The 25,492-nt window shown below is 34.7% G+C and carries 15 protein-coding genes; 10 read left to right on the top strand and 5 right to left on the bottom strand.

The window, feature by feature from the left end; genetic code table 11:
- Positions 1–32: 32 nt before the first annotated feature.
- Positions 33–2,783: a substrate-binding domain-containing protein gene (locus GILLI_RS12610; protein WP_006989501.1), complete on the bottom strand. Its 2,751-nt coding sequence runs from the start codon at positions 2,781–2,783 to the stop codon at positions 33–35.
- A gap of 450 nt (positions 2,784–3,233) precedes the next feature.
- Positions 3,234–3,413: a hypothetical protein gene (locus tag GILLI_RS12605; protein ID WP_006989500.1), complete on the bottom strand. Its 180-nt coding sequence runs from the start codon at positions 3,411–3,413 to the stop codon at positions 3,234–3,236.
- A gap of 138 nt (positions 3,414–3,551) precedes the next feature.
- On the opposite strand from GILLI_RS12605, the gene nagB reads away from it, so the two are divergent.
- From nagB to GILLI_RS12560, 9 genes are all read left to right on the top strand, one after another.
- A complete protein-coding gene (nagB, locus tag GILLI_RS12600; RefSeq protein ID WP_006989499.1) occupies positions 3,552–5,471 on the top strand; it encodes a glucosamine-6-phosphate deaminase in 1,920 nt (639 codons plus the stop codon).
- A gap of 102 nt (positions 5,472–5,573) precedes the next feature.
- A complete protein-coding gene (locus GILLI_RS12595; RefSeq protein ID WP_156798672.1) occupies positions 5,574–8,858 on the top strand; it encodes a SusC/RagA family TonB-linked outer membrane protein in 3,285 nt (1,094 codons plus the stop codon).
- 15 nt (positions 8,859–8,873) lie between these two features.
- Positions 8,874–10,268, top strand: coding sequence for a RagB/SusD family nutrient uptake outer membrane protein (locus GILLI_RS12590; RefSeq protein WP_006989497.1), 1,395 nt, complete (start codon positions 8,874–8,876; stop codon positions 10,266–10,268).
- Positions 10,269–10,327: 59 nt separating this feature from the next.
- Positions 10,328–11,218 carry a PIG-L deacetylase family protein gene (locus GILLI_RS12585; RefSeq protein WP_006989496.1) on the top strand — a complete coding sequence of 297 codons (891 nt, stop codon included), beginning with the start codon at positions 10,328–10,330 and terminating at the stop codon, positions 11,216–11,218.
- A gap of 186 nt (positions 11,219–11,404) precedes the next feature.
- Complete coding sequence (locus tag GILLI_RS12580; RefSeq protein WP_006989495.1) at positions 11,405–12,298, top strand: PIG-L deacetylase family protein; 894 nt, start codon at positions 11,405–11,407, stop codon at positions 12,296–12,298.
- A gap of 12 nt (positions 12,299–12,310) precedes the next feature.
- On the top strand, positions 12,311–13,579 hold the full coding sequence (locus GILLI_RS12575; protein ID WP_006989494.1) for an MFS transporter: 1,269 nt from the start codon (positions 12,311–12,313) through the stop codon (positions 13,577–13,579).
- Positions 13,576–14,421 (top strand): ROK family protein, encoded by an 846-nt coding sequence (locus GILLI_RS12570; protein ID WP_006989493.1) that lies wholly within the window; start codon positions 13,576–13,578, stop codon positions 14,419–14,421. The genes GILLI_RS12575 and GILLI_RS12570 overlap by 4 nt, the downstream gene beginning before the upstream one ends.
- A gap of 5 nt (positions 14,422–14,426) precedes the next feature.
- A complete protein-coding gene (locus tag GILLI_RS12565) occupies positions 14,427–17,081 on the top strand; it encodes an exo-rhamnogalacturonan lyase family protein (RefSeq protein WP_006989492.1) in 2,655 nt (884 codons plus the stop codon).
- 33 nt (positions 17,082–17,114) lie between these two features.
- Positions 17,115–18,602, top strand: a complete 1,488-nt coding sequence (locus GILLI_RS12560) for an SLC13 family permease (RefSeq protein WP_006989491.1) — start codon at positions 17,115–17,117, stop codon at positions 18,600–18,602.
- A 24-nt stretch (positions 18,603–18,626) separates the two neighbouring features.
- On the opposite strand, the gene GILLI_RS12555 is transcribed toward GILLI_RS12560, so the two are convergent.
- Positions 18,627–19,895 carry an ROK family protein gene (locus GILLI_RS12555; protein ID WP_006989490.1) on the bottom strand — a complete coding sequence of 423 codons (1,269 nt, stop codon included), beginning with the start codon at positions 19,893–19,895 and terminating at the stop codon, positions 18,627–18,629.
- A 589-nt stretch (positions 19,896–20,484) separates the two neighbouring features.
- On the opposite strand from GILLI_RS12555, the gene GILLI_RS12550 reads away from it, so the two are divergent.
- The gene (locus GILLI_RS12550; protein WP_006989489.1) at positions 20,485–21,633 is read left to right on the top strand and encodes a cysteine desulfurase family protein; all 1,149 of its coding nucleotides are present in this window, start codon (positions 20,485–20,487) and stop codon (positions 21,631–21,633) included.
- Between the two features lie 850 nt (positions 21,634–22,483).
- On the opposite strand, the gene GILLI_RS18945 is transcribed toward GILLI_RS12550, so the two are convergent.
- The gene (locus GILLI_RS18945) at positions 22,484–22,684 is read right to left on the bottom strand and encodes a hypothetical protein (protein ID WP_006989487.1); all 201 of its coding nucleotides are present in this window, start codon (positions 22,682–22,684) and stop codon (positions 22,484–22,486) included.
- Positions 22,663–25,380 carry a DEAD/DEAH box helicase gene (locus GILLI_RS12540; protein ID WP_006989486.1) on the bottom strand — a complete coding sequence of 906 codons (2,718 nt, stop codon included), beginning with the start codon at positions 25,378–25,380 and terminating at the stop codon, positions 22,663–22,665. The genes GILLI_RS18945 and GILLI_RS12540 overlap by 22 nt, the downstream gene beginning before the upstream one ends.
- Between the last annotated feature and the right edge of the window lie 112 nt (positions 25,381–25,492).

Genomic DNA, 25,492 nt, shown 5'->3' with positions numbered 1-25,492 from the left:
AAGAATTGAGGGTACATTAAACTATTGTTAATTTAATTGTAATCTTTTAAATCCTTTCGGAAGGATGCCGGGCTGGAACCATATTTATTTTTAAAAGACGTAGAGAAGTAATTGGGTGTAGAAAAGCCGTTTTTGTAAGCAATTTCACTAATAGATAAATCACTTTCTTCAAGCATTATTTTTGCTCTCTCCAATTTATAGTTATTTATATACTCGCTTACATTTAAACCTAAAAGGGCTTTCACCTTTCTATAAAGTTGTACCCTGGAAATATTAAGATCCTCGGCAAGCTTCTCGACCGTAAAATCTGAATTATCCAGATTTTCCTTTATAAGATTGTTCAGACTGGAAATAAATTCCTGCTCATGATTCCGGAACTTATTGTCTTTTTCCAGTTTGAAAAGATTATTGGTATAATAATACCTTAGTCTTTCACGATTGTAAAGAAGTGATTTTATAGACTGGATTAGAATTGAATAGCTGAAAGGTTTGGTCAAATAGAGATCTGCTCCGCTTTCGAGTCCCTTTAAATACGATTCACTATCACTAAGAGCTGTCAATATAATAGTAGGAATATGAGAGGTTCTTAGATCTTTTTTTAGGGTTTCACAAATCTCAAATCCATCCTTTTCAGTTAGGTTAATGTCACAAATGATAATATCCGGAATCATTTCGAAAGCCTGCTCTAAAGCATCTGTGCCATCAGATAAATAAGTTTTATAATGAACTCCTAACTTATTATTCAGGAAACGCGATAATTCCTCGTTATCTTCAATAATCAAAATTGAATATTGATTATCAACTTTGTCTCCCGGCGATGCCGGTAGGGTGTCGCTCAATTCAGTTTCAAATTGTAATTCAAAATAAGAAGGCTGCACCACATCTTTTGTATTCGCTATCTGGTCTTTATTGAAATGTTCATTTGTGGTGGGAAGGCTTACAATGAACTCGGTTCCCTGATGCGATCGAACATCAATTGTCCCATGATGCAATTCCACAAACTGCTTGGAAAGAGCTAAACCAATACCTGAACTGTTTTTATTATTGTTACGGGCCTTAAAATAAGGTTTGAATAATTGATTCATTTCATCCTTTGGAATTCCTATTCCTGAATCCTTAAAATGAATTTCCACACTGTTTTCTTCCTGAACCTGTTCTATTTTAATAGAAATTTCTCCGTGATCCGGAGTGAACTTAAAAGCATTGGAAAGCAGGTTAAAGTATACCTTATCCATTAAGTTACTATCTAACAGGAGTGTTAAATCTTCATTATTCGTCTCAATATTGAATTTGATACTACGCTTTTTTGCTTCTCTTTTAAAATCCCTGCTAATTTTTTGAGAGAATTCGAAAAGATTTGTTTTCGACACTTTCAGGTTAAACTCTTTATCTTCAATTCTCCTGAAATCAAGTAAGTTATTTATGAGTCGTAACAGCCGTTTAGAATTCCTGTTTATAACATCAAGATCGGACTGGTATTTGGATTTGGAACCTTTTAATTCCATGTGAATGGACTCAAGGGAACTCATTATTAAGGTAAGAGGCGTTTTAAATTCATGAGAAAGACCGGTAAAAAAGTTCATTTTTGCCTCATTACTCTTTTTGACTTCTTCGGCAATACTTTCAATTTGATTTCGCTGATATACCACTTTCTCATTGGTTCGATGTAATTCTTTATTTTTCCTTCTAATGATTCTAATGGAATAAATAGAATAAACGGCCAGACTCAAAATGATGGCAAGCAATGCCATGGCTACTTTTAAAAGATTATTTTGTACATAATATTTTTGCTCCTGTTCATCTATCGCTTCCAGTTGCTTTTCCAATTCCTCCTGCTGCTCGTTAATTTTCTCATACTGATTTTTCATAATACCAGCATTTAGTTTATCGATAAGCGTAATATTGAGTGAATTGTTTTTTTGAACTTGTTCTCCTTCATAAATACGTCTGGCAAGTTTAATCGCCTCTGCCCCTCCTGTAGGATATAAAACAGTCGCTTCCAACGTACCTTCAAGAACCATATTAATTCCTCCATCTGGACCTACCAAACCATCAACACCTATAAACTTTAAATCATCTGTAACATCTTTGTTTTTGGCTACCTGCCATGCCGACCGTGCCAGAATATCATTAAAGGCAAAAACAAAATCTATTTTAGATACATCAATCGTATCCAAAATATCAGAAAACTTCGCATCGGAATAATTTTCAATAGTAATTACACTTTCTATTTTGCCTTCGCGTTCTGCTACCTGATTAAACCCAAGACTTCTTTCCAGAGTAGGAGATGAATTATCTGTTCCTTTAATTTCTAGTACATTGATTTTCTCTTTAGGAGATGCTGCAATATAGCTTGCTGCCATTCTTCCAACCTCAATATTATCTGCTCCAACAAAGGCACTATATTTATCAGAATTAATTTTTCTGTCAATAAGAATTACTGGTATCCCTTTATTATACGCTTTCTCTATAACCGGTACGATCTTTTGCGTTTCAAGCGGTGAAACAATCAGTACATCCACATCTTCTTTAATAAAAGCTTCGATTTGCTCTATTTGTCTCTCTATACTGCGGTCTGCCTCTCTAATTTTTAAACTGATATTAGGATATAAGGAGGTTTGAACCATCATAGAATGGTTCATATCTTTCCGCCATTGATCTGTACTAATACACTGGGAGAAACCTATGTTGATTACCTCACTATTTTTCTTTAACTGGCAAGAATTCATAGCGAATATAAAAAGCACATAAATAAAACCGAGGAATTTTAGCGATCTGAACATTTCAGGTAGAACTGGTTAATTTCACATTAGTAAAAAACAAATATAGAATGATATGAATACATTGGGATATACCTTAGTTATAAATCTTGTCTTCTGGCTTAATTGTGAATAATTTACAGAATTTTATCTTTAAGAAATAACGTCAACAGTATCCCACATAATGTCAATATTCACTTCAAAATAGGAGGTCTTTAAAAATTTCGAAGTATTATTAATTTTAAGTAAAAAGTATAGATAGAATTATAAACAAAAATAAACTAAGATGACACCGGTCTCATTTCACTGATACCTATTCTTTCTTTTCATTATCTTTATTTGGTAAATAGTAAGAAAGATAGCATTTTTTTGGAGCGCATTGCAATTTTTGCACTTCAGATCACAGAAAAGCTGGAAATTTTTCTCGTTTCCCTCATTCGGGAAATAAATTCATAAATCGGTTAAATCTTTTTTTTATGCTGCCTTTTCTTTTTGAGAGGGACCCTTTTTAATTCCTGGGCTATTCCTTATTCCATGCTCCTGATCATATTTATTATGAACATTACTTTTTGATAAATTCCCATCCTGGCTGATGCATTCTTTTGGATTCCATTTTTCCGCAAAACAAGGATATTCATAAACCGGCGTTGTCATATCTAAATAATTTTTTGACTTGGCTTCAAAACTTTCATAAAAAAATTATAAAAGTTTTTAAGTTAAATCAAATTTTTTCGTTAGTTTTAACTTTTTACAATTCCTTCACCTTTTGTTTAAGTGATTAAAGCATATTAAATGGCAAGATTAAATTTTTTGGAAGAAACTCGATTTGAGAAAATCCCAGTATCTGTTTATGAGAATAAGCATATTGCATCCAAGATGGTTGCTAAAAGAATTGCTGAAGTTATTTTAAAACGCCAGGCGAATGGTTCTAACACTATCCTTGGACTTGCTACAGGTTCTACACCTGTACAGGTTTACGATGAACTAATAAGATTACATAAAGAAGAGGGACTTAGCTTTAAAAAGGTCATAACCTTTAATTTGGATGAATATTTCCCTATGGATCCCTCATCCAAACAAAGTTATGTTCATTTTATGAATGAAGTTTTTTTTGATCATATTGATATCCCAAAAGAAAATATAAATATTCCAGATGGCACTTTGGATAGAGAAAAAATTATAGAATTCTGCTTGGCCTATGAAAATAAAATTGAAAACCTTGGTGGCCTTGATCTTCAAATTTTAGGAATTGGAAGAACAGGGCATGTTGGTTTTAATGAACCAGGGTCAGCACCAAATTCAGGGACGAGGCTAGTAACGTTAGATGATTTAACCCGGCAAGATGCATCCCGAGATTTTGGAGGGAAAGGAAATGTTCCTACCAAAGCGATAACAATGGGAATTGGAACTATTTTTAAGGCCAAAGATATTATTTTAATGGCCTGGAATACCAAAAAGGCAGCTATTGTAATGAAAGCTGTTGAAGGTGAAATTTCAGGAGAAGTACCAGCATCATTTCTCCAGCTAGCTGAAAATATAGAATTTGTTATTGATACAGATGCCGCTTCTGAACTAACCAGATTTAACACCCCTTGGCTTGTGAAAGACTGCAACTGGAATGAATTTCTAATTAAAAAAGCAGTCATATGGTTGTCAAATGCCGTTAAGAAGCCAATTCTAAAGTTAACAGATGAAGATTATAATAATCACGGAATGGCTCAGCTTGCCACAGAATACGGACCAGCCTATAATATTAATATTAAGATTTTTAATCAACTTCAACATACCATCACTGGATGGCCAGGAGGAAAACCTAATGCAATAGATAGCCAACGCCCCGAACGTGCTGAGCCATCAGTAAAAACTTCTTTAATTTTTTCTCCTCACCCAGATGACGATGTGGTTTCCATGGGAGGGACTTTTATTCGTCTTGTAGATCAAGGGCATAATGTTCATGTGGCATATCAAACATCTGGAAACACCAGTGTATGGGATACAGATGTTTTGAGATACGTAGAATTCACAATCGATTTTTACAAAAGTATAGGAGTAGCACCGGAGAAATTTGAGAAAATTTATTGTGAAATGAGTTCATTCATTAAAAATAAAAAGCCCAACGAAACAGACCCGGTAGAGGTGCAGAATGTAAAGGCGTTCATAAGAAAATCAGAAGCAATTGCCGCTGCTCGGTATGCAGGATTACAGGAAAATCAAATCCATTTTATGGCGCTTCCATTTTATGATCGCGGAAAAAAAATGAAAAATCCAGTTACAGAAAGAGATATTGAGCTAACTATCCAACTGCTCCAAAAGTTAAAACCTCATCAAATATTTGCTGCAGGGGATTTTGCTGATCCACATGGAACCCATTTGGTGTGCTTCCACATAATTCTCAAAGCAATGGAGAAACTTCGAAAAACAGAAAAATGGGCGCAATCAGCTTGGTTATGGATGTACCGTGGAGCTTGGCAGGAATTTGAAACTTATGAAGTAGAAATGGCTGTTCCCCTCTCTCCTCAGGAAGTTGAGCGTAAAAAAGATGCAATTTTTCAGCACCAGTCCCAAAAGGATCATCCTGTTTTCCCAGGGGATGACGAAAGAGAATTTTGGGTGAGGGCTCAGGAAAGGAATAAAAAAACTGCTGAAAATTATCATAAATTAGGATTAGCCAACTATGAAGCTATGGAAGCCTTTGTGAGATGGAAATTTTAACAGGATTAAATAATATAAAGAACACCTAAATTATAAAAGTTTATAAAATAAATTTTAATTCTTTACATACCGGTTTTTAACTATTAACCAAAATATTCATTTATGAAAAATCTCTATTTAATGTTTAAAAATAAGGTGGTTTGGGATTCCAAATCTGCCATTTTTGTATTGTCGATTTTATCTGCCATACCATGTTCATTCGCTGCCAATGATTCGAATGGTAGTGAGAAAAATTTTAAAATAGATTATCCAATTCCTGAACAAAAACAAATTTCGGGAACCGTAACAGATACAGACGGTATGCCTTTACCCGGTGCCACTGTACAGGTTAAAGGAACAAATATTGGGGCAATAACTAATTTTGATGGAAATTTCGACTTGACAATACCAGGAAATGAAAATATTTTAGTAGTCTCCTTTGTTGGATTTGAGACTAAAGAAGTTTCTTTAAATGCTGAAACTAATGTCATTATAGTTTTACAAGCAGATGCAGCTGCCTTGGATGAGGTATTAGTAGTTGGTTATGGAACGCTTTCAAAGAGGAGGTTTACTGGCGCAGCGTCCTCAATAAGCCCTGAACAAATAGTCGATATTCCCGTTGTAAGTGTTGAAAACGCTATTATAGGACAGGTTGCAGGTGTACAAGTCCAGGAAGTGTCCGGAGAGCCTGGTTCTAGCCCTAATATAAAGATAAGGGGTTCAGGATCTATATCTGCGGGTAGCGATCCTCTTTTTGTAGTAGATGGAATTCCTATTTCCAAAAATCTTACCTCAGTAAATATTCAAGGAAATTTAGCAAGAAGAGGTGGCTCTTTTCAAGCTCCCCCTGTTAATCCTTTGGCTACAATAAATCCTAACGATATTATATCAATGGAAATCTTGAAGGATGCCTCCTCTACAGCTATTTATGGATCAAGAGGTGGGAATGGTGTAGTTTTGATAACAACAAAAAACGGAACTCCATCTGAAGAAGGAGTCTTTTCTTTCAATACGTACTATAGTTCACAAGAAGTTGCAAATAAATTAGACTTGATGAATGCTGAAGAATTGATAGAATACACCCGTGATGCGCGGAACAATCCTTATGTACAAGATGTCCCAGGAGCTTCCGCTGATGATCCAATAGGCCCGGGAGAAAGAGGTAACGGAAACTATGAACTTCCCGAATCTTTTTTAAATTGGGATGGAACGGATACAGACTGGCAGGATCTAATTTTCAGAACTGGTTCAATCCAAAGCTATAATTTATCTTATGCTTCTCCAATAGAAAACAATACCAGTTATTATGTATCCGGAGGCTATTTCACTCAGGAAGGAATTATTCCCGATTCTCAATTCGAAAGGTATAGTTTAATGCTGAACTTAGATTCTCAACTAACGGATAAATTAAATCTTGATCTAAGAATAGCTCCTTCCATTACAGAAAATCAAAGAGAACCAGCCTCTGCACCTTATTTCGCAAGGCCTCCAGGAATTGTGTATTCGGCTTTAGTTCATTCTCCAACCGTTCGGCCCTATAATGAAGATGGTACTATAAATCAAACCAACAACCAATCCCACCTTGGTGCCGGAACGACTAGTGCAAGTAATCCTCTTGCAATTATTCCTGCAGTAGATGATAATCTTTTTCAATTTCAAACAAGAACTTCCTTAGGTCTTTCCTACGAGTTAATCCCTAATCTTACTTTTAAAACATTTGGAGGGTCTTATATCAATATATACAATAGAGATTTCTACCGCGGAAATACTCTTTTATTTAGAGAATCTACAGAAGGAGAATCTTATGCACAGGCATCCTCATCAACAGAGATCAATTGGTTATGGGAAAACACTATAAATTGGATAAAAGAATATGATAATCATTTTATTAATGCAGTTGCAGGTTATTCTATGCAAAAAGATAACGTAACTGTTAAGCAGGTTCAAGCAGACAATTTTCCCGATGATTTAGTGACCACAATAAGTGGAGGCCAGGTATTCGCAGGAAGTTCTGTAAAAGAACAATGGTCTTTACTTTCTGCACTTCTAAGGGTAAATTATAGCTATAAAGATAAATATCTCTTTACAGGAACAATTCGGTCAGATAAATCCTCCAGGTTTGGGAAAAACAATCAGACAGGATATTTTCCTTCATTTTCAGCTGGTTGGAGAATTAACGAGGAAGAATTTCTTAGCTCTGTAGATGCTTTATCCGAATTGAAGTTAAGGTTTAGCTGGGGTCAGACCGGAAATTTTGAAATTCCTAATTATGGGGCTATAGGTTTATTATCACCATTAAATTACAATTTTAATGGAAATGAAGTTAACGGTCTTATACAATCTACTATACCCAATCCAGACTTAACCTGGGAAAAGGCTACCCAAACTAATTTCGGTATTGAATTAGGGTTATTCAATAACAGGCTGTTTTTATTGGCTGATTATTATGAAACAATAAACAATGACTTATTATTATTTGTAAGTATTCCTTCCGTTTCTGGTTTTGAAACAACTCTTCAAAACATTGGAGAAGTTGAGAATAAAGGTTTTGAAGTTGCCTTACGCACAAGGAACCTTGTTGGAGAATTTACATGGGAAACAAATTTCAATTTCTCTACCAACAAAAATGAAGTATTATCATTAAATGCTAATAATGAGCCGATATTCTCCTCTGGTAGCGCTGGTATAAGACATATAACTCGGGTAGGTGATCCTATAGGAAGTTATTTTGGTTACGTTGTTGACGGAATTTACCAAAGTGAGGAAGACATTGCTAACTCTCCTGAAGATACAGAAGCACGGAATCCTGCTCCCGGGGATTTTAAATTTCTTGACGTTAACGGTGATGGAAAAATCACACCGGATGATAGAACAGTAACCGGAAGCTATTTTCCTGATTTTACTTGGGGAATAACAAACACCTTCACATATAAAGGCATTGATTTTAGCTTTTTGGTTCAAGGGGTTGAAGGAAATGAAATATTAAATTTAACCTCCCGACATCTTAAAAATGGGGAAGCTAACTTTAATTCCTATGCGGTTTTTAATGAACGTTGGAGGTCCCCTTTAGAGCCTGGAAACGGAAGTATTCCTCGTGCAGACAGAGAATCAGGGAGTCATGGGAATAATAACAGGCCGTCTTCTTTTCAAGTTGAAGATGGATCATTTATCCGATTGAGGAATGTAACATTAGGTTACTCTTTAAACACAAAAGATACTTTCCTAGGTGGAACCTTCGATAGATTCCGAGTTTATTTAACGGGTACCAACCTTGCTACTTTTACTGATTACTTAGGCTATAATCCTGAAGTCAGTAATAATACAACAAGTGCTTTAACTCCAGGGGAAGATTATGGTACCTATCCATTAACAACATCATTAACGTTAGGTTTTAATTTAAACTTCTAATTAAAAACATTTAAGATGAAAAATTTAATAACATATTTATTGGTAGGAATTACTGCTATCTCCTGCTCAGATGAATTTACAGATTTAGCACCGATTTCAAACCGAAATGAAGCCCAATTTTATAACACTGCGAATGATTTTATTGGTGCTATAAATGCAAGTTATGCGGGCTTACAAGATGATGGAGTTTATGGAAGAGCATACTGGACAATGTTCGAAATGCGATCTGATAATACCGATCAAGGACCTGATGCAACAGGTTTGGCAGCACAATATGCAGAAATAAATAGATTTACAGAAGATCCTTTAAATCCACAAATTACTGCTGCCTGGATTAATTCTTATAAAGTAATTGCAAACTGCAATGTCATTTTGGAGAGAATAGAATCTGTAGAAATGGATGAATCATTAAAACAAAGAATTGTTGGTGAGGCACTATTTTTAAGATCATTAATGTATTACCATTTAGCAGTCGCATACGGAAATATTCCCTTGCAATTGAAACCTTTTATAGCGGGAGAAGAATTAGAACAAGTGGATGCCACAACTGTATATGATCAGCTAATTACTGATCTAAGATCAGCAGAAGAAAACCTTCCGGTTTCATACCCCGTGAGCGATGTTGGTCGTGCAACAAAAGGTGCAGCAGCCACCTTATTATCAAAAGTTTTACTAACAACGGGACAAAATGTAGCTGCGGAAGAGGCCTTAAGGAGAATTATTAATAATTACGGATATGGTTTGGTTGAAAATTATGAAAATATCTGGGGAATTAATAACGAAAATAATATAGAATCGATATTTGAAGTGCAATTTATGGGTGGAGGAATTGGCCAAGGGAGTGCATTTACAAATGAATTTTCACCTAGCGCATTTCTACAAACTGGTTCAGGCTTTGGAAGAAATCGGCCAACTCAATCTTTGATAAATTCATTTGACTCTGAAGATGAAAGGTTTGAAGCATCAATTGGAACTTCCTATATCAATGCACAAGGAGAGGTAACTTTGGCGAATTTTGTTCGCAAGTATGAAAGTGATCCATCTTCAGAAAATGATTCTGACGTTAATTTTATCGTTTTTAGATATGCGGATGTTCTTCTTATGCTCGCAGAAGCTATAGGTGAATCTGAAGAAAGCTATCAATTGATTAATGAGGTGAGAGAAAGAGCTGGTTTATCAGGAATTGATTCCGGCACACCTGGAACATTTGAGGAAAAACTGCTAAAGGAAAGGCAACTAGAATTAGCTTTTGAAAACCATAGATGGGCAGATCTTAGAAGATTTGATTTAGAAAGAGAAGTTTTTGAAGTTGCTGAACCACTAGTAGACCCTACAGATGTGAGAGAATTGTTTTTTATTCCGCAAAGAGAAATAGATATCAATCCCAATTTCGTTCAAAACACTAATTAATTAAGTCCATCGCATCTTTGTCTATTTAGACATCGATGTGATGTTTTATAAATAAAATTATGAATAAAACCTTTTTATTTTTTCTGACATCTTTTTTTACAATATCAATTACAATCGATGTAATTGCACAAGATGAAAATTCAAAATTGAATATTATTGTCATTGGCGCTCATCCTGATGATGCTGACAATAAATTTGGTGGAACTGCTGCACTTTTTGCAGAAATGGGACATAATGTGAAGTTTGTTTCAGTTACAAATGGCGATGCGGGTCACTATAATAAGGGAGGAGGCCATTTAGCTAAGATTAGGAGAGCAGAAGCAAAGGAAGCTGCAAAAGAATTAGGAATTAAGGAATATACTGTCTTGGATAATCACGATGGTGAACTCTTACCTACCTTAGATGTCAGACACCAAATAATCAGGGAAATCCGTAATTGGAACGCTGATGTTGTTTTGTCTCCAAGACCAGCCGATTATCATCCAGATCACAGATACACAGGTATCCTAGTGCAGGATGCAGCTTATTTAGTAATTGTTCCTAACGTTACTCCAGACACTCCACCTTTAGAAAAAAATCCGGTTTTTCTATATTTAGAAGATCATTTTCAAAAACCATATCCTTTCCAGCCTGATATTGTAGTCGACATTACTAGCACTTTTGACAAGAAAATAGAGGCGTTAAGCGCTCACGAATCACAAATGTTTGAATGGCTACCATGGACCAGCAATAGATTAAAAGATGTTCCAACGGGAGCAGATGAAAGAAGAGAGTACATGTCAAAAAATTGGTCGGGAAGTATAACTTCTGATGAGCGAGAAGCTCTTAAAAAATGGTATGGAGAAAAGAAGGGCGAGGAAATTAAATATGCAGAATCCTTTGAAATTTGTGAATACGGAAGACAGCCAACCGAGGAAGAAATTAAGGAATTATTTCCAATGTTGAGGTAAAATAGTAACAACGAAGATTTATATCAAGCCAGACTTTAAAGTTATCTATGATATAAAGACAAGTGTTACTTAGCACCCAGAAAAGATCCTAAAAGTATGAGTTGTTAAAATGGATAAAGAAAAAAGAAAAATCTTCAAAAGAAGAAATTTTAAATCTTTTCCCGATATCAAATTAAAGTAAACCCAATGAAAAAGAAAATAAGATTGTTCTTCGTATTTATATTAATAGGTCTGCCTATGATTGGACAAAATGATGAAAAAAAGGTCTTAAACATTATCGCTATAGGTGCTCATCCCGATGATTGTGATTTTAAATTTGGTGGTACTGCAGCTTTATTTGCTAAAATGGGGCATAATGTCAAATTTTTAGCCTTAACAAGTGGAGATGCCGGGCACCAGAATATGGGGGGTGGCGTTTTAGCGAAGAGAAGAAGAGACGAGGCGAAGAAAGCTGCGGAAATTTTAGGAATTGAATATGAAGTTCTGGATAATCACGACGGAGAGCTTTTGCCAACTCTAAACGTAAGACATCAGGTTATTAGAAGAATAAGAGATTGGAATGCAGACATAGTCCTGGGCTTGAGGGCTAATGATTATCATCCTGACCATAGGAATGCGGGAATTGTAGTTCAAGATGCAGCATACCTTGTAATTGTTCCTAATGTCACTCCAGACACTCCACCTTTAGAAAAGAACCCGGTTTTTCTATACATGAAAGATAACTTTAAAAAACCCAATCCTTTTTCAAATGATATTGCCATAATTATAGATAAGGTATATGATCAAAAAATGACTGCGTTAGCTGCTCATGAATCTCAGATGTTTGAATGGGGACCATGGACAAATGGAATAAAAGAATCTGAAGTGCCAAAAGGCAAAAAGGAGAGGTTGGCCTGGTTAAAAAATGGAATGGGAAAGGAAACATTTGATGAAACTGAGGTTGCTGCAATTAAAAAATGGTATCCAAAGAAAGATGTTTCTAATGTTGAGCATGCAGAGTTTTTAGAAATATGTGAATATGGGAAACAACCAACAGAGGAAGAAATAAAAAAACTTTTCCCTATGCTGGGAAACTTGTAAATAAAATATAAAATGAGCAATTCTTACCCCTCTAAAAGATATTATCATTTAGTAATCCTGGTAATAATCATATTTTCTGTCATATCCTTTATAACTAATATCTTAAATTCCATTATTGCAGATGTAAAGGAAAGCTTCGAATTAAGTCTGACTTTGACTGGATTACTCCCCTTTTCTTTTTTTATTGCCTATGGTGTTATGTCTATCCCCGCAGGTTTTCTTGCAGAAAGATTTACAAATAAAAAATTATTGTCTGCATCCTTTTTATTGATGACAATTACCTCCTTAAGCTTTGTGGTTTTTCCCGGGTATATTGTTTTTTCGTTGACTTTATTTGTTCTAGGATGCTGCATGGCTGTCCTCCAGGTGATTATAAACCCCATGTTAAGAATTGCTGGCGGCGAAGAAAATTTTGCTTTTAATTCTGTTTTAGCTCAATTATTTTTTGGTCTTGCCTCCTTTGCCAGTCCTTTCTTGTATAAGTATTTAGTCAACACCTCAGCAACAACAATTGATAACCTAGCTTCAATATTACGAAGTTTAGTTCCAGTCGATTTACCATGGGTAGCCCTTTATATAGTTTTTGCTTTTATTTCATTTATTTTGTTGGTAGTAGTATTAGCAACCTCATATCCTAAATTCAAAAAAAATGATGATGAGCGTGCAGAATCTTTTGGCACCTATTTACAACTTTTGAAAAATCGATGGATTTTGCTTTACTTTTTGGGAATCTTCTGTTACGTTGGCATTGAACAGGGAGTTGGGAATTGGATATCTCAATTTTTACTTCAGTATCACAACTTAGATCCGCGGACTATTGGAGCAAATACTGTAGCATATTTTTGGGCGATGTTAACCGCAGGCTGTTTATTAGGCCTCCTCCTTCTAAAATTTATAGATAGTAGGAGAGTGTTGATTATGGCTACCATTGCCACTATTTTATGCCTAATACTGGCGTTGACTGGATCAAGCAACATTGCTTTAATCGCCTTTCCTCTCATTGGGTTTTTCATATCGGTTATGTGGTCTATAATATTCTCACTTGCTTTAAATTCGGTTAAGCAAAATCATGGGGCACTATCTGGAATTTTATGTACCGGAATTGCCGGGGGAGCCATTTTTCCTTTCATAGTAGGGTGGATTGGAGAGATGTTAACATTAAGAGTAGGCTTGTTTTTTTTAATTCTGCCATTAGCCTTCGTGCTATCTATAGGGTTTTGGTCCAACCCAATAATTAATAATAAAACGATAAAACTGAAAAAACAAGGAAATGCTATATGATGGAGTTAGTGGGTGTTGATATAGGAGGTTCAAATTTAAAGGCAGGAAGAGTTGTAAAAGGTAGGATTGAAAAAAAATCAATAAAACCTGTTACAAGAAATGCAACTTATAATCAGGTTCTAGATGATTTATTTACTTGTATAGATGAGGTTATAACTCCGAATACAAAAAGAATTGGAATAGGTGTTCCAGCAGTTGTAGATATTTCAAAAGGAATAGCCTATGATGTTCAAAATATACACTCATGGAAGTTAGTACCATTGAAAGAATTACTTATAGAACGCTACGGAATAAGGGTTCATTTAAATAATGATGCTAACTGTTTTGCGTTAGGGGAAAAAATTTATGGTAAAGGACTCCCCTATAAAAATTTTGTCGGCCTTTCTCTCGGGACAGGAATAGGAATGGGTATTATTATTAATGACTCCTTATATAATGGTGTTTTATGTGGAGCTGGAGAAATTGGAATGGTTTCTTATAAAGAAAGTATAATAGAAGACTATGCGAGCAGCTTTTTTTTTATTCAGAGGTATGGTTTGCACCCCATAGAAGTTTTCGAACGTGCAGAAAAAGGTGAAGCCAGATCAATAAATGCTTTTCAAGATTTTGGTTTTCATTTGGCAGAGGCAATTAAGACAATTTTATATCTCTATGCACCAGAAGCTATATTAATAGGAGGCTCAATAAGTAAAGCATATAAATATTTTCAGGAATCCTTACAAACAAATTTAAAGACTTTCGCGTACAAAAAACAAATAGAAAATTTAAAAATTGAAGTTTCAACAAATCAAGGATCACCTATTCTAGGTGCCGCGGCTTTATGTCTTCAAGAAAAAAATTAGCACTTATGAAAAAAATATTTTTATTATTACTCGTCCAGACATTGATATTTGTGAGTACGGCCCAGACGCAACAAAAAATACCAATAAATATTGAAAATAATATTGAGGGTGCACCTATTACTATAGGAATTCCTTTTCCTAAAGATGCATTGAAATCCATTGATAATATTAGATTATTAAATTCCCAGGGTGAGGAGATTCCGGTGCAAACAACAGAGGTTACCTCTTGGTTGCCTTCAAGTTCAAGCGTGAAATGGGCGTGGATTTTCTTTTTTTCAGAAAAATCTTCAAGTTATACACTTGAATTCGGTCCAGATGTATCGCCCAAATTATACTCTGAACGTATTGTTTCAACAAATAACATGAGGCCTCAAGGAGGTATTTCTGTCAACACAGGTCCTCTGCAATTTACCATTGATAAACAAGGTAGTGGCTTTCTAGATCAGGTACATTTAGATTTGAACAATAATAATCAATTTGAGGAGGATGAAAAAATTGCTTCAGCTCCGGAAGAAAAAAGAGGCACTTTTTTAGACATTTTAGACGAAAACGGTTTGGATATGTCCAGAGCGGTAATTCATGAAGTTTTTAGAGAAAAAGGCTCTGGCCCCCTGCATACAATATTTCGGGTTGAAGGCACCTATGTTTATGAAAATGAAAATAATCCTTCTCCATTTATAATAAGGATACATGCTTACGCAGGAAAATCATATATTAAAGTTCTTCATACTCTAACCTATACAGGTGAGCCAGATAAACATAAAAAACAGCAGGGCCAGCACGCTAACATAGCAACACAAAATGAAATACTTTTGTCAGAGGAAACTATGAACGATCCTGGTTGGACTCAACCTAATGATCAAATTGCTGGCTGTGGTTTAACTTTTAATTATCACTTAAATAATAAAGCTAGCTTTTCAAGTTCAACTTATGAGGGAGATTGGTATCAAAATCCTAATCTGAAAGATTTTAAAGTAGATCAATTAAACAATAAAAAGACTGGAATTTTACAAACAGGACCCAATCAAAACCTTCCGAATAAGACCTCTTCTTCCACTGAAAGAATAAATGGGTTTAATTCTAAAATTTATAACGGAGAAAATATCCTTAAAGAAACACAACAATCTAAAGGTTGGATAGATATTTCTGACTCCTCAAAGGGAATTAGTGTGGGAATAAAAAACTTCTTTAAAGAATACCCCAAAGAACTTCAAGTAGATCCCAATAGCAATACCTTGAGTGGCTATATCTGGCCATCTAGCATCGAACCGATGAGTTTTGAAAGAAAGCATACAGAAAAAGATGGAGGGATGTTGGCCAATTTCGCTCAGGGAATTACTAAAACAACGGAATTTATATATTATTTCCATGGAAGACCAGAAATAGAACAAATTAAAGATGTTATTAATTATTCCTTGCAGGCTCCTGTTGGTCATGCTTCTCCTCAATGGTATGCTCAAACTAAAGTTTATGGAAACATGGCTCCTTTTTCTTCAAAACATGAAGAATTTGAAAATGCCTTACAATATAAATATGACTGGTGGGCCTTTAATCAAAAATGGGAACCTTGGTTTGGAATATTTGATTATGGAGACGGAAAAAATTATTACATCGAAGGAGAGTGGTACCAGTGGAACAACAACGAACCTATGGTGGATTTTCAACTATGGACCAATTTTATGCGAACGGGAGATGCAAAATATTATTATTTAGCAGAAGGAATGAGTAAGCATACTATGGATGTTGATAATATTCATTGGCCTAAGAAAAGAACTTATTTAGGTCAAATCAATGATGCTGTAGATTATTGGGATTACGAAGACGAACCGGAATCCACTCCATATTTGGGCATAGGAAGGAGACATGCAGAAGAACATTGGTATTCACTTTTAAGTGCCCACGTTTGGATTCAAGGTTGGATAGCCTCCTATTACCTTACCGGAGATCAAAGAGCTTTGGAGGTAGCGAAAATGACAGGGGACACTTACTTAAAAAGAATTTGGGGAGACCATGATTTAAGAGGTAGGCGTCTCTATCTTTCAGTTTTAAATTTGGTTGAACTATATGATGCGACAAAAAGCACAAAATATAAGAAAGAGTTAGACGAGAGAGTAGCAATTATGCTTGAGCTTCAAAAGGAGCAAGGTGGTAATATTATAATAGACCGCTATGGTTACAGCCAAACCTATGTAGCTCAAGGACTTTATAAGTATTATCAATTAACTGGTGATGAAGCTGTTAAAAAAGCTCTTTTAGATCACGCAAGATGGGTCTTAAATGTTCCCCCTTATAATCACCAGATGGAATCTTATTTAGCCACAATTTACCCTTTACTCTTGGGTTATGAGTTCACGGGCAATGAAATTTACTTAAATGAAGCCAAAAAAAGAGCAGAATATCTTAAGGTTGATAAACTTCAAAAAGCAAGTAATGAATTTAACAACCAAAAAGAATATAGTCAAGCACTACTAAATATATCTCACCTTCCAAAAGAAGAAGATGGAAGGTTTACTAATTGGGAAACTAACCAAGGTTTAAGAGTGTTTGGATGGACTCATGCCTACAATATTCCATATTTACTCTATTGGTTAGATAAAGAAGGTCAGAAAGAAAAGGAAACGATCAATAAACCTAAAATTAATAAAATTTCTGGGGAATAAGTAAAGTCTTTTTGAATATGATAGATAGAAAGAATGATAAATAAAATGATTTTTAGCCGAAATAATCTTTTAATTTTAACTGGCCCCTTACTTTTCCTATTACTGCAGCTATATACTCCTAATGGTATTCCAGAGGCTGCCTATGATATGTTATGCATAACCTTATGGATGGCAGTTTGGTGGGTTACAGAGGCTGTATCTATAAGTGTCACAGCGCTTTTACCTATTGTGCTTTTTCCTCTCACCGGGGCTGTTGATCTTGAAACCACAACAGCTTCCTATGGGAATAAATACATTTTTCTTTTTATGGGAGGTTTTATATTAGCAATCGCGATACAAAAATGGAATTTGCATAAAAGAATTGCCTTGAATATCATCAAATCAATTGGAACAAATGTTTTTAGAATTATCCTAGGTTTCATGGTCGCCACAGCCTTTCTTTCTATGTGGATATCCAATACTGCTACTGTAGTTATGCTATTGCCTATGGGCCTTTCTATTATTGCCTTGTTAGAAGATAATCCATCTACTATAAAAAAAGAAAATGAAAGATTTGGGAAAGCCTTAATGTTGGGAATGGCTTATGCTGCATCAATAGGTGGAATTGCGACTTTGATAGGAACCCCTCCTAATCTGATTTTTGCTGGATTTCTCAGTGAAAGTTATGGAATTGATATCTCATTCTGGCAGTGGTTCAAGTATGGTTTTCCAATTTCAGTTATTTTATTAATCATTGCTTGGATTTATCTGACAAGATTCGCCTTCACTTTTAAACAAACAGAGTTTCCAGGAGGTAAAGATGAAGTAAATAAACTTTTAGCGGAATTAGGACCACTTAAAAGAGAAGAGAAATCAGTTTTGGCAATTTTCGTTTTGACAGCATTTTTCTGGATTACTCGTTCATTTCTTTTTATAGAAATTATTCCAAGACTTGATGATACAATTATTGCAATGGGTTTTGCAATTCTTTTATTTACAATACCAGCAAATAGAACAGGCGAAAGAATTATAACCTGGGAAGATGCCGTCAAAATGCCTTGGGGAATTATTATTTTATTCGGTGGAGGAATGGCATTGGCTGCGGGATTCCAAGAGACTGGTTTGGCAGAATGGTTTGGTGGTCAAATTTCTTTATTACAAAACTTATCTCTCTTTTTATTGATAGTTGTAATAGTTGCCTCAGTTAATTTTTTGACAGAGGTAACATCAAATACAGCATCTACCGCCATGTTATTGCCAATAATTGCTCCTGTTGCAATCGCCTTGGAAATTAATCCTTATTTGCTTCTGGTAGCTACTACTACTGCCGCCTCCTGTGCTTTTATGTTACCAGTAGCGACCCCACCTAATGCAGTAGTTTTTGGTTCTGGTTATCTTTCGATTCCAGATATGATTAAAACAGGGTTATTTATGAATTTTGTATCAATTATTCTTTTATCCCTTATTGTATATTTTTTACTGCCCTTCCTATGGAACTTTGATCCTTATGATTATCACTTTTTTGAGAATTTCAACCAATAGAAACACGAATTTTAAAAAGTTGAATTAGCTAAGGTAAGATTTTACCGCAGATATTCGATCAGTGAAAATTTGATCCATTACAGCCTGAGAAACTCCTAAGAGGCTTGACTTCTTCCCCAATTCTGAGAGGATTACTTCTGTCCTGTCTTTTAATTGGATTTTAGCATAAGTGTTTATTGACTGTTGAACGGGAGTAGTAATAAATTGTGCTGCTTCCGCAATTTGTCCTCCTAGTATGATCAATTCAGGATTAAAAATTTGTATTAATATTGCAAGTCCCTTCCCCAAATTACTTCCAATTTCGGAAAGTAGATTAATCGAGAATTGATCTCCCTGATTTGCTGCTTCAATGATAAGATCTGGTTCTAAAATTTTTAAATCTTCATTTACTAAACTGCTTAAAATTGTGGGTTGGCCATCATTTATCCCTTCTTTGGCTCTATTTACCAAAGCAATACCAGAGGCAATCGTTTCTAAACATCCAGCTTTACCGCAATAGCATAAAGTACCGTTTTCCACAATCGGAATATGACCAAATTCTCCAGCGAAACCGGATGTGCCAGTTTGTAACCTTCCTCCCATTATTATTCCTAAGCCTATACCCCAGTCCATTGAGATGACCAAAACATTTTTTTTGTTTTTGGCAAGGCCAAATCTAAATTCTGCAAGACAAGCACTATTTGCATCATTAAAGATAACAACTGGTTTTAAAAATCTTTTTTCCAGAGCTTCCTTTAAAGAATTCTCTCCCTGATCCTCTAAAAAATAGGTTAAATTCTTTCCTTCTTCAGTAGAGACTAAACCGGGCATGCTTACACCCACACCCATTAAAATTTCTGTATTAATTTTTGATTTGGAAATTAAGTTCTTTGCGCTCTCAAATAAAATATCAACAATCTTAGTATTTGCTGAGATGATTATCGGAACGGTTTGTTCAAATAAAATATTATGAGCGTTATTTAAAATTGCCATTCTAATTTTAAACCTCTCAATATGAATACTTAAAACTAAAAATGTATTTTCATTTAAACCAAATAAATCTGGTTTTCTACCACCCACAGAATCACCTTGACCTCTTTTTTCAACAATACCTTCTTTAATTAATTGCTTTAAAAGCAACATTGAAGTAGGAAGACTAAATTTAAAGGTGTTGCAAATTTTCCCGTTAGTAGTATCTCCTTCAAAATACAGATGCTTTATAATCTTTAACTTTTGTAAATTTTTTTTCCTTTCTATATTACTTAAAGCACTTTCTGAATGGTTTTTAAATATAAAATCCTTTAAATATGTCATAAACTGTTTTTAAAAGCGTCTGAAATATAGAAGCCTCATAAATTTATAATTAAAAAAGTAGGTCTATACAGAATTTTAAACTGAATTTTTTTTCTGATATAAATATTATACTACTCCCCATCTTTAAGACAGTTTAAATATACTTATTATTACTTATGTTGCTATCTTTTTAGTGTTATAAATTTGATCAGGCCGTATTTTTCCTATTTAAATGCGCCTATTTTTGGTATTGTAAATTTCAATATACTTTCTTAAAGTTTGATAGAGATCCAAACCTCCGCTTGGAGGTCTCAGAAATTTCTTTTCACATTTAATGGACTTCCAGAAACATTGGATAAAAATGTTGAACAAGGCTCTTTCCTGAAATAAATCAAAAATAATTTATTTCTTTTTTTTATTCAACAGAGATTTTTTAGGAAAATAAAAAAATACTTCAAATTATTTCTATTAAGACCGACTTTTACTGGGGAAATCATAAAATTATTTTAAATTTACGATGTAATGTAATGTTGTAAAAGAATTGATTTTTGATCATTTTTAGTATCTTATTTGTTTGTAATTTCCGTTATTCCCCATAGACTTTTTGACCATGAATAAAATATATTTTGACAATGCTGCAACCACACAGATGCGAGAAGAAGTTATTGAGAGAATGACATTAGTTATGAAGGATTTTTACGGAAATCCTTCCTCCATTCATAGTTATGGAAGATCATCTAAAACACTAATTGAAAATGCACGCAAGACTGTATCAGGTTTTCTAAAAGTGGCTGCCTCTGAAATTATTTTTACTTCAGGAGGAACTGAAGCAGATAATTTGGCTTTGAATTCTGCCGTTCGTGACCTGGGAGTAAAAAGAATTATAACCTCAAAGATTGAACATCACGCAGTTCTTTATACAGTTGATCAGCTTAAGCAGTGTTTTCAAATCAAGGTTGAATACGTTCGGCTTGATGAAAAAGGCTCCATTGATTTAATTCATTTAGAAGATCTTCTTAATTCTTCAGAAGAAAAAACCCTGGTAAGCCTCATGCAGGTGAACAATGAGATAGGAAATCTCCTTGATGTGAAGTTGGTTGGTGAATTGTGTAAAAAGAATAAAGCGATCTTCCATTGTGATATGGTCCAGTCTATTGGTCATTATGATTTAGACCTTTCTAAAATTCCTGTAGATTTCGCAGCTGTTAGTGCGCATAAGTTTCACGGACCTAAAGGTGTGGGTTTTGCTTTTGTCCGGAAAAACAGCGGTTTAAAGCCTTTGATTTTTGGAGGAGAGCAGGAGCGGGGGCAACGCGCCGGAACTGAAAGCGTACATAATATTATAGGAATGGAAGAAGCGCTCAAAATTGCTATTAAAAATTTGAAAGAAGAAAAGCAGTATATTACTTCTCTCAAAAACTATTTTATTGAACGACTGGAAGCACAAATACCAAATGTAAAGTTCAATGGTCACTGCCGTGACAATAATAAAAGTACTTATACTTTAGTTAATGTATGTTTACCGGTTTCCCAGGAGAAAGCACTTATGTTGCTTTTTCAGCTGGATCTAAAAGGAATTGCCTGCTCTAAAGGAAGTGCTTGTCAAAGCGGGAGTGATAAAGGTTCTCATGTTTTAAATGCTTTTCTTGGAGAAGATGACCTCAAAAAACCTTCTTTGCGTTTTTCTTTCTCGGTATACAACACTAAAGAAGAAATAGATTATTTGGTAACTGTTCTTAGGGAATTTATAGAATCCTAATTATATTTTTAGATTGAATTTAAGTTGCAAAAAAATTTAAATCTGATCCACTATAAGTTTGCTTTTGCTAAAAAAAATCATCCAGAAATCCTTTCGTTTTCTTTTCCCCATCCATATAACTTCTCCAAACTCCCTGATCTTCTCCAACATTTGGTAGTATAAAAACTTAGCGGTCACTATCACACGCTCCAAATATTCCGATTCTGTAAGCGAAGTAAAAGCAACATTAGAGGCCTAAATCAAAAGGACATTACATTAGGTAGGATTTTATTGCATCTATACGCTTTATTCTCCTTTTTCTAGCTTTCAAAAACCTGTAACTTGGCGGAGTTTATATTTTCTGTATAATCCGAGGGAAAATTCTTTACCGGATACGTTTAGTCATAGAATATTTTTCCTTCACTTGTGCAAAAGGTCCTTGAAAGATCACTCCACCTTTACTACCGCATTGTAAACAGGTTTAATTCAGACGTACAATAATCCAGTTATCCAGAAACAAATTTTACCGGGGAACAACATTCAATAATAAAAGCTTAAGTTATTAGTAAATACTAAAATCGGAAATTATGGAAACTGTAGAAATGAAAAAAGAGCTCCACCAGATTATAGATACCGGTGATGACAAGTTTGTGAGAATATTCTATGAAATGGCTAAAGACTGTGTCGGGTGATTACAAAAAGATAAGCTGATCGCACAAGGGGAAGAAGATATTAAGGACGGCAGAACATACAGTTTAAAAGAAGCCAAAAAATAGTGGACAGGTGGGAGGCATAGTCAAACCAGTAACTTTAACATCAAGGGCTGTAAAGCACCTAAAAAAAGTAAAGCAACCACACCCAGCCGCACAAATTAAAAAAGTCTTTCTTCTAAAGCACTTTTCCATACAATAAAACCTTTTCGTTGATCTGAATAATCATGGATTATTCTGCTAAAATTTTCTCCAGGGGTTTCTAAAAAAGTCATTCGGCCTTTATTACGGATTAGATTTAAATCTTTATCAACCACATTTATATGGTCTTTTAAAGCACCTATTTCTTGTCCAAATGCCATAAGTAAGTTGCCTCTTCCGTATCCAAAGTTTCCAAAACCAAATGATAAGCTTCATTTCCTGATATTAAGAAGACAAATGAAAATGGTTGTAGTACAAAGCGAAGCTTCATGATTTTACTTTCGTGCCTGGAGGCAAGAAATCTTAATTGCCGGAAATGTTTTACCTCCCTGCTCTTTAAAATATCATTTAATAAATCCTCTTCTAAACCATAAATAGATTGATTAGTTTGATTCTCCTGTAATTGATTTAAATCCAATATTTTTTTTTCAGCCTCAGAGGAATAAGATCTACCAAGAATACCTTTTTCAACAAAACGAAATTTTACATTTTCAATAATTTCCTTGTTGATTTTTTCTAAATCATTTGAGTTAGCAGACTGCGCCATCAACACCTTATGTTCGTATTCTGCATAAATCTCAATTTCTACTAACTTTGATTTTAATACTTTCGAGAAATAGGGTTTTAAAACATCAAATTCCGGTAGCAAATCATCGTTTTCAACTTCAAATTCAAGGTCTATATTGATTTCCGGAACCCGATATTGAAAAGCAACCGCGCCATACCGAAAGTCCAAATCAGCCACTGGCACTTTAATTATTTTGTTAATAGTTAAGATATTAGAAGAACCCGGAGCGTCTATTTCTTCATTGAACAAGGTGGCTTGTTTATCAAAGTGCCTGTAAAGTTTATTCCTTTTTAGAAAAAGTCGATCCAAATAATCAATTTGATGGTCCCTATAATCATAAATAATTGGAATAATTTCAGAGCGTTGTACTCTCCCTATATACTGAATAAGTTTGCCTTTAAAGGAAAAAGGATAGACCAGGAACAGGCAGGAAGCATTTTGAAGATCGGTGCCCTCACCAAAAAACTGTCCGGTAGTAATCAATACCTGATAATTACCTTCATTTAGTAATTCCCATTTGGATTTACGACTGCTTTCTGAATCTTCTCCGCTCAATGTAACAGTTTCAAAAGAATGTTTCAGCAATTGATTTAAAGCATCTATATGTTCCTTACGCTCTGTAATAATAACTACTTTTTTACCAAGCTTCAATTCTGAAGCTACATCGTTTAGAATTAACTTGTTTCTGGCGGAATCGTGTACCAATATTTTTGAAAGGATTTCAAAAGTATCGGTTTTTGGATTATAAGGGATATTTAGGGAAGTATTCCTTATCACAATTCTTGGGCGCTTGTATTTCTTTATGCTATTTGGTTTGATTTCAGCAATTGTTTCCCCCAAATAAATAAACAACAGTTTTTCATCATTCCCTTTTCGAAATGGAGTGGCAGTCAATCCATATTGATAATAAGGTGATAGTTTAGAAATAGTATTTCTATAGGTTTCCGCAGGTATATGATGGCACTCATCAATAATTAGAGTACCAAAAGACTGAATAAATTCTTTTGACTCCTGTTTTTCAATGTACTTTCCCAAGCTTTGGATCATGGCAACGGTAATTCTTTTTCCCACTTTTACTTTTCCCTGTCCTATTTTTCCAATTTCATTTTTAGGAATTCCGAGGAAAGCTTGAATTCGTTCAATCCATTGTTCCAATAGCTGTTTTCTGTGGACAATGATAAGGGCCGGTTGCTCTTTATTCGCAATAATTTTCAAGCCTATAATTGTTTTGCCTGAACCGGGTGGAGCCGATATAATCCCAAAATCTTTATGTGATGCCGCTTTAATTACCAAAGTTTGGTGGGAACGAAGGTTTACATCACAAAAGAATTTGACTGGAGGCTGTTTTTCCCTGTTGTCCAGGAATTCAAAATCTTCCTTTTGTTTTTTACAATATCTGATAAGTTTTCCAATAAAACCACGAGGTATAATTACCTCATCTTGAGTATCTTCTATACAGCTGAAATAAGCCTTTGTACGCCAGGTACTTTTTCCCGATTTCTTTTTGATGAAGTATTCAGAGTTGGCAAAATTCAGTTCTTCTTTTAGGAAAATAATTAAATCGGCATTAATTCCTACTCTATTCAATCGGATAGTATTTCTTAAACTTATTCGAAGTTTCCCCGAAGTATTATGACCGGGATTACTACTTTCAGAAATAAGCATTAGCGAATCGTATAATTTATCGAGTTGATTTACAGATGTTTTCTGAATAGTGGATAAAAACTGCCATTGGTCAGGGTATGGATTTAGTCCATCCGTTAATGGATCCAAAAAACAGCTATTTCCTTGGTCAAAAGCAGGTTTATAAAATGGTAATGCAATGAGGTTGCCCAAGCCTTTACCGGAAAGAAAATCCTGATTGGGAAACAAACGGTCGAAACTGGAACTTTTATCAAAGACCGAAAACAAACCAACCTGTTCCAGTAAGTTGAGTATAATTTTTCTACTTTTAATAGCTGGGTAAGCTTGCTCGAAGAATATCCAAACGTGTCCGCCTTTACCTGAACGGGATCTTTCCAGGTAAGCAGGAATATTCTTTTCAGTACAAATTTCAATGAATTTCCTGCATTCTTCTATCCAATTTTGTTTGTCAAAATCAGCAGCAATAAACCAGGATGAATTGTCTTTCAACAAGGGATAAATCCCTATTAGTTTTTCCCCATTGAGATGTTTTTCGATTTGACTATCGGTAAGCGGTAAGTATATTTTGTCTTTGTAGTCCTTGAAGGTTCCCCCATTTCTTCTATGTAGGTTGTACATATAAGGATCATAGCTATAAGCAGGCATGTATCCACTTTTTTTACCTTTCTGTCAATGAATGGCAAAAGCATCCTGTCGGGCTTTAAATAGAGATTTTAATAAGTTTATTTTCAAAATCTAAATGTTCATAATTCTATGA

This window comes from Gillisia limnaea DSM 15749 (genome assembly GCF_000243235.1).
Lineage (GTDB): Bacteria > Bacteroidota > Bacteroidia > Flavobacteriales > Flavobacteriaceae > Gillisia > Gillisia limnaea.
This window is presented reverse-complemented; position numbering and strand designations above follow the sequence as displayed.